Source organism: Salipiger sp. (genome assembly GCF_059781815.1).
In genome coordinates, this window is sequence record NZ_JBYNAH010000235.1 from 3,491 (window position 1) to 7,977 (window position 4,487).

At 69.7% G+C, this 4,487-nt stretch carries 6 protein-coding genes; 3 read left to right on the forward strand and 3 right to left on the reverse strand.

The features are described 5' to 3' along the window. The first annotated feature begins 100 nt into the window (after positions 1 to 100). Both phnL and phnN read left to right on the forward strand, forming a co-directional pair. A complete protein-coding gene (phnL, locus tag AC6RA4_RS21035; RefSeq protein ID WP_500163670.1) occupies positions 101 to 784 on the forward strand; it encodes a phosphonate C-P lyase system protein PhnL in 684 nt (227 codons plus the stop codon). Then, positions 781 to 1,323, forward strand: a complete 543-nt coding sequence (gene phnN / locus AC6RA4_RS21040) for a phosphonate metabolism protein/1,5-bisphosphokinase (PRPP-forming) PhnN (RefSeq protein WP_500163662.1) — start codon at positions 781 to 783, stop codon at positions 1,321 to 1,323. The genes phnL and phnN overlap by 4 nt, the downstream gene beginning before the upstream one ends. On the opposite strand, the gene AC6RA4_RS21045 is transcribed toward phnN, so the two are convergent. Beyond that, positions 1,305 to 1,988 carry a DUF1045 domain-containing protein gene (locus AC6RA4_RS21045; protein WP_500163663.1) on the reverse strand — a complete coding sequence of 228 codons (684 nt, stop codon included), beginning with the start codon at positions 1,986 to 1,988 and terminating at the stop codon, positions 1,305 to 1,307. The genes phnN and AC6RA4_RS21045 overlap by 19 nt on opposite strands. 56 nt (positions 1,989 to 2,044) lie before the next feature. On the opposite strand from AC6RA4_RS21045, the gene AC6RA4_RS21050 reads away from it, so the two are divergent. Beyond that, positions 2,045 to 3,220 (forward strand): alpha-D-ribose 1-methylphosphonate 5-triphosphate diphosphatase, encoded by a 1,176-nt coding sequence (locus AC6RA4_RS21050; protein ID WP_500163665.1) that lies wholly within the window; start codon positions 2,045 to 2,047, stop codon positions 3,218 to 3,220. A 171-nt stretch (positions 3,221 to 3,391) separates the two neighbouring features. Here AC6RA4_RS21050 and AC6RA4_RS21055 read toward each other — a convergent pair whose 3' ends face one another. Together AC6RA4_RS21055 and AC6RA4_RS21060 are read right to left on the reverse strand one after the other, a co-directional pair. Then, positions 3,392 to 4,132, reverse strand: a complete 741-nt coding sequence (locus AC6RA4_RS21055) for a Bax inhibitor-1/YccA family protein (protein ID WP_500163667.1) — start codon at positions 4,130 to 4,132, stop codon at positions 3,392 to 3,394. Between the two features lie 133 nt (positions 4,133 to 4,265). Beyond that, the coding region (locus AC6RA4_RS21060; protein WP_500163668.1) for a DUF1127 domain-containing protein at positions 4,266 to 4,487 on the reverse strand (222 nt) is incomplete at its 5' end.

Consider the following 4,487-nt stretch of genomic DNA (forward strand, 5'->3'; position numbering starts at 1 on the left):
TCGAGTGTCTTGCAGGTTTGAGGCGCCGGACCGGGGGCTGTCTGCCCCCGGACCCCCGAAGGTATTTGGAAACCAGAGAAGGACAGGGCGGATGGATGCGATGATCCGGGTTTCGGACGTGTCGAAGAGTTTCGTGCTGCACAATCAGGGCGGCGCGGTGATCCCGGTGATGGCGGGGGCTGAGCTGTCTGTGCAGCCGGGCGAATGCGTGGCGCTGGTGGGCGATTCCGGCGCCGGCAAGTCGACGCTGATGCGGATGCTCTACGGCAATTATCTCAGCACTGGCGGGTCGATCTGCGTGGGCGGGCTCGACGTGGCGCGGGCCGAGCCGCGGGAGATCCTCGCGATGCGGCGCGAGGTGCTGGGCTATGTCAGCCAGTTCCTGCGCGTGGTGCCGCGGGTGCCGACGCTGGAGGTGGTGGCAGAGCCGGTGCTCGCGGCCGGCGGCAGCCGGGCCGAGGGCGAGGCGCGGGCGCGCGATCTGCTGGCGCGGCTCAACGTGCCGGAGCGGCTGTGGTCGCTGTCGCCGACCACGTTCTCGGGCGGCGAGCAGCAGCGGGTGAACATCGCGCGCGGCTTTGCGCATGACTTCCCGGCGATGCTGCTCGACGAGCCCACCGCCTCGCTCGACGCCACCAACCGCGCCGTTGTGCTCGGGCTGATCGAGGAGGCCAAGGCGCGCGGCGCGGCGATTGTGGGGATCTTTCACGACGCCGAGGCGCGGGCGCAGGTCTGCGACCGGGAGATCGACGTGAGCCGCTTCACCCCGGAGCGCGCGGCGTGAGCGGGCGCTTCTTCGCCGTGGTCGGGCCCTCCGGGGTTGGCAAGGATACACTGATGGAAGCACTGGCCGCGCGCGTGCCGGGGCTGCACCTGGTGCGGCGGCTGATCACCCGGCCCGAAAGCGCCGGCGGCGAGGATTTCGAGGGGGTGAGCGAGGCGGATTTCGAGGCGCGCGTGGCGGCGGGCGACTTTGCGCTGCACTGGCGGGCGCACGGGCTGCGCTACGGCGTGCCGGTCGCCGTCGACGCGGTGCTGGCGGAGGGGCGGCCGGTGCTGTGCAATCTTTCAAGGGCCGTGCTGCCGCAGGCCGCCGAGCGCTTCGCGGGGATGCGGGTGTTGCATGTCACCGCGCGGGCGGAGGTGCTGACGCGGCGGCTCGCGGGGCGCGGGCGCGAGAGCGAAGACGAGATCGCGGGGCGGCTCGCCCGGGCCGGGCTTCCGCTGCCGGTCGGGTTCGACGTGGTCGAGATCGACAATTCCGGGGCGCTGGAGGCGGCGGTCGAGGCCGCGCTCGCGGCGCTTCAGCCGGTGAGGGCGTAGCGGTGCAGCAGGTGGAAGCGGCCGGCCTCGTCCTCGCCGAAGAGGCAGAGCGCGTCGAGGCGGAACGGGCGCGGCGTGAGCGGCTCCAGCATCGGGGCGAGGGCGGCCATCGTCGGCGCGATCTGGTCGCGCGGCAGGCGGCCTGTGAGGGTGAGGTGGAAGCGGAAGTCGTCCATCACGTACGGATAGCCCCAGCGCAGCAGGTTGTCCTCCTGCGCGGGCGAGAGATTGGCCTTGCGGCGGCGGGCGAGCTCGTCTTCGGAGGGCGGGGCGCGGTGCGGATCGAGCGCGCGCACGGTCTCGGCGGCGATCTCGGCAAGACCGGTGGTGTCGCCCTCGGGGGTCAGCGCGAGGAAGCTGCCGAGGCGGGTGAGCGCGAGGCCGGGCATCTCTGCCGGCCGCAACGTGGCGGCGAGGGCGGCGAGATCGGCCTCGAGCGCGGCGCGGCTGCCGGTGAGACGGAAGGGCGGCTTCAGCGTGCCGTGAAAGCCGTATTTGCGCGGCGTGGCGGTGATCTCCGCCACCGGCAGCGGCAGGCCCGGAACCTCCGGGTGCGCGCGCGAGAGGCCCGCGCTCGCATCCCAGCCCAGCCACTGGGCGGTGAATTCGGCGAAGGGCCCCGGTTCGGGGGCGTAGTAGACGGCGTAACGGCTGTAATGTGTCATGGGCGCGGGCATAGGCCGGTCATGTCACGGAATCATGACGACAGAAAGGGCAGAGCATGGGCGAGATGAGCCTGGGCCATATTCAGGCCAGCGGCGAGATGGTGCTGGCGAACGCGCAGATCGTTCTCGAGCGCGAGGTGGTGCGCGGCAGCGTGCTGGTGCGCGACGGGCGCATCGCGGCGGTGGAGCCGGGCGCGGTGGCGCTGGCGGGCGCGATCGACTGCGGCGGCGATCTGCTGATCCCCGGCCTGATCGAGCTGCACACCGACAATCTCGAGCGCCACATCCAGCCGCGCCCCAAGGTCGACTGGCCGCACGCGGCGGCGATCCAGGCGCATGACGGCGAGCTGGCCTCGGTGGGCATCACCACGGTGTTCGACGCCATGCGGGTGGGCTCGGTGATCTCGGGCGGGCGCACGGATTACCGCAAATATGCCCGCCCGCTGGCGACCGAGCTGATGCAGGCGCGGGCCAGGGGCATGCTGCGGATCAGCCATTTCCTGCATCTGCGGGCCGAGGTCTGCTCGGAGACGCTGCTTGACGAGCTCGAGGAGTTCGGCGAGGCCGACCGGGTGGGGATCCTGTCGATCATGGACCACACGCCGGGGCAGCGGCAGTTCCGCGACCTCTCGAAGCTGAAGGAGTACGTCTGCGGCAAGCATGGGCTCTCGGAGGCGGGGTTTGCCGACCACGTGGCCAACCTCACCGCCATCCATGACCGGCTGGGCGCGGCGCATGAGGCGGGGGCCGTGGCGGCGGCGCGGCGTCTGGGCGCGGTGCTGGCGAGCCATGACGACACCACCGCGGAGCACGTAGCGGTGAGCGCCGGGCACGGCGCGCGGCTGGCGGAGTTCCCGACCACGGTGGAGGCGGCCGAGGCCTGCCACGCCCATGGCATCGCGGTGATGATGGGGGCGCCAAACCTGATCCGGGGCGGCTCGCATTCCGGCAACGTGGCGGCGGCGGAGCTGGCCGAGCGCGGCTTCCTCGACATCCTGTCCTCGGACTACGTGCCTTCGGCGCTGATGACCTCGGCCTTCCAGCTGGCGGAGATCTGGGACGACCTGCCGCGCGCCATCGCCACGGTGACGGCGGCCCCGGCGCGGGCCACGGGACTCGACGATCGGGGGGGCATTGCGGAGGGACTGTTTGCCGATCTGGTGCGAGTGGCGCATATCGAGGGCGTGCCGGTCATTCGCGGCGTCTGGAGCCACGGTCGCCAGGTGGGGTGAGCCGGCTTCCCGGAAACGCTCCGGGGGAGCGTTTTGGCCTGCGAACGGGCGGAGCCCCGGGGTCGAGCCGGGGTCCCGGAAAGCTTCGGGAGGGGGGGAGCGGCCATTGAAACGAAAAAGGCCCCGGGCGGATGCCCGGGGCCTTGTCGTCTCATGCCGATGGCTGCGCGATCACTCGCGGTTGCCGAGCAGTTGCAGCAGGAACATGAACATGTTGATGAAGTCGAGATAGAGCTGCAGGGCGCCCATGATGGCGGCCTTGCCGAGCCACTCGCTGTCGCTATGCGCTGCGTGCTGCAGGTAGGTGTTCTTGATGTTCTGCGTGTCGTAGGCGGTCAGGCCCGCGAAGATCAGCACACCCAGGATCGAGATCGCGAAGTAGATCGCGGGCGAGCCCAGGAAGATGTTGATGATCGACGCCACGAGGATGCCGATCACGCCCATGATCAGGAACGACCCCCAGCCGGAGATGTCCTTCTTGGTGGTGTAGCCCCAAAGCGACAGGCCCGCGAAAGCGATCGAGGTCACCAGGAACACCTGCGCGATCGAGAAGCCGGTAAAGGCCACGAAGATCCAGCTCAGCGACAGGCCCATCACCGCCGCGAAGGCGTAGAAGAACAGCTGTGCGCCGGATGCGGACAGACGGTTCAGCGCCGCGCCGAAGGCGAAGGCCATGAGCAGCGGGGCAAACATCACGATCCAGCCGAGGATGTTCGGCTGTAGCGTTGCGGGGTCACGGAACACGGCCAGAAGCTCGGGGCTGGTGCCCACCGCCCAGGCGACTGCAAAGGTCAGCAGCATCCCGATGGACATGGTCCCGTAGACCTTGTTCATGTGGGCGCGCAGTCCTTCGTCAATCTGGGCCGCGCTGGTGGTTCCGGTGGCGGTCCGGATTGTTTTGTATTCAGCCATTCATGCCTCCAAGCTGTGTCTCAGGTCTCGAGATAAAATTATTGCTTCCGATATTGGCAGAGCGACGCGGCTTTTCAAGATGGCAGATGTCCGAAAACCTGTGGTTCCAATGCCTTTTTGACGGCGCGAGCCCCTAGCCGCGCCAGTGCGCCGGGGCGTCCCATGGCTTGCGGCTGGCCTCGTGCAGGGCGTCGGCCCGGCTGATCCCGAGATCGCGCAGCGCGGCGTCGTCAAGCGCGGCAAGGTGGCGGCGCTGGCGCCAGAGCGCCTGAAGGTCGAGCAGGCGCAGCAGAAGCGGGCGGCGGCGGGATTGCGGGCAAACGGCGCGGGGCAGGGCGATGTCACGGGGCATGAT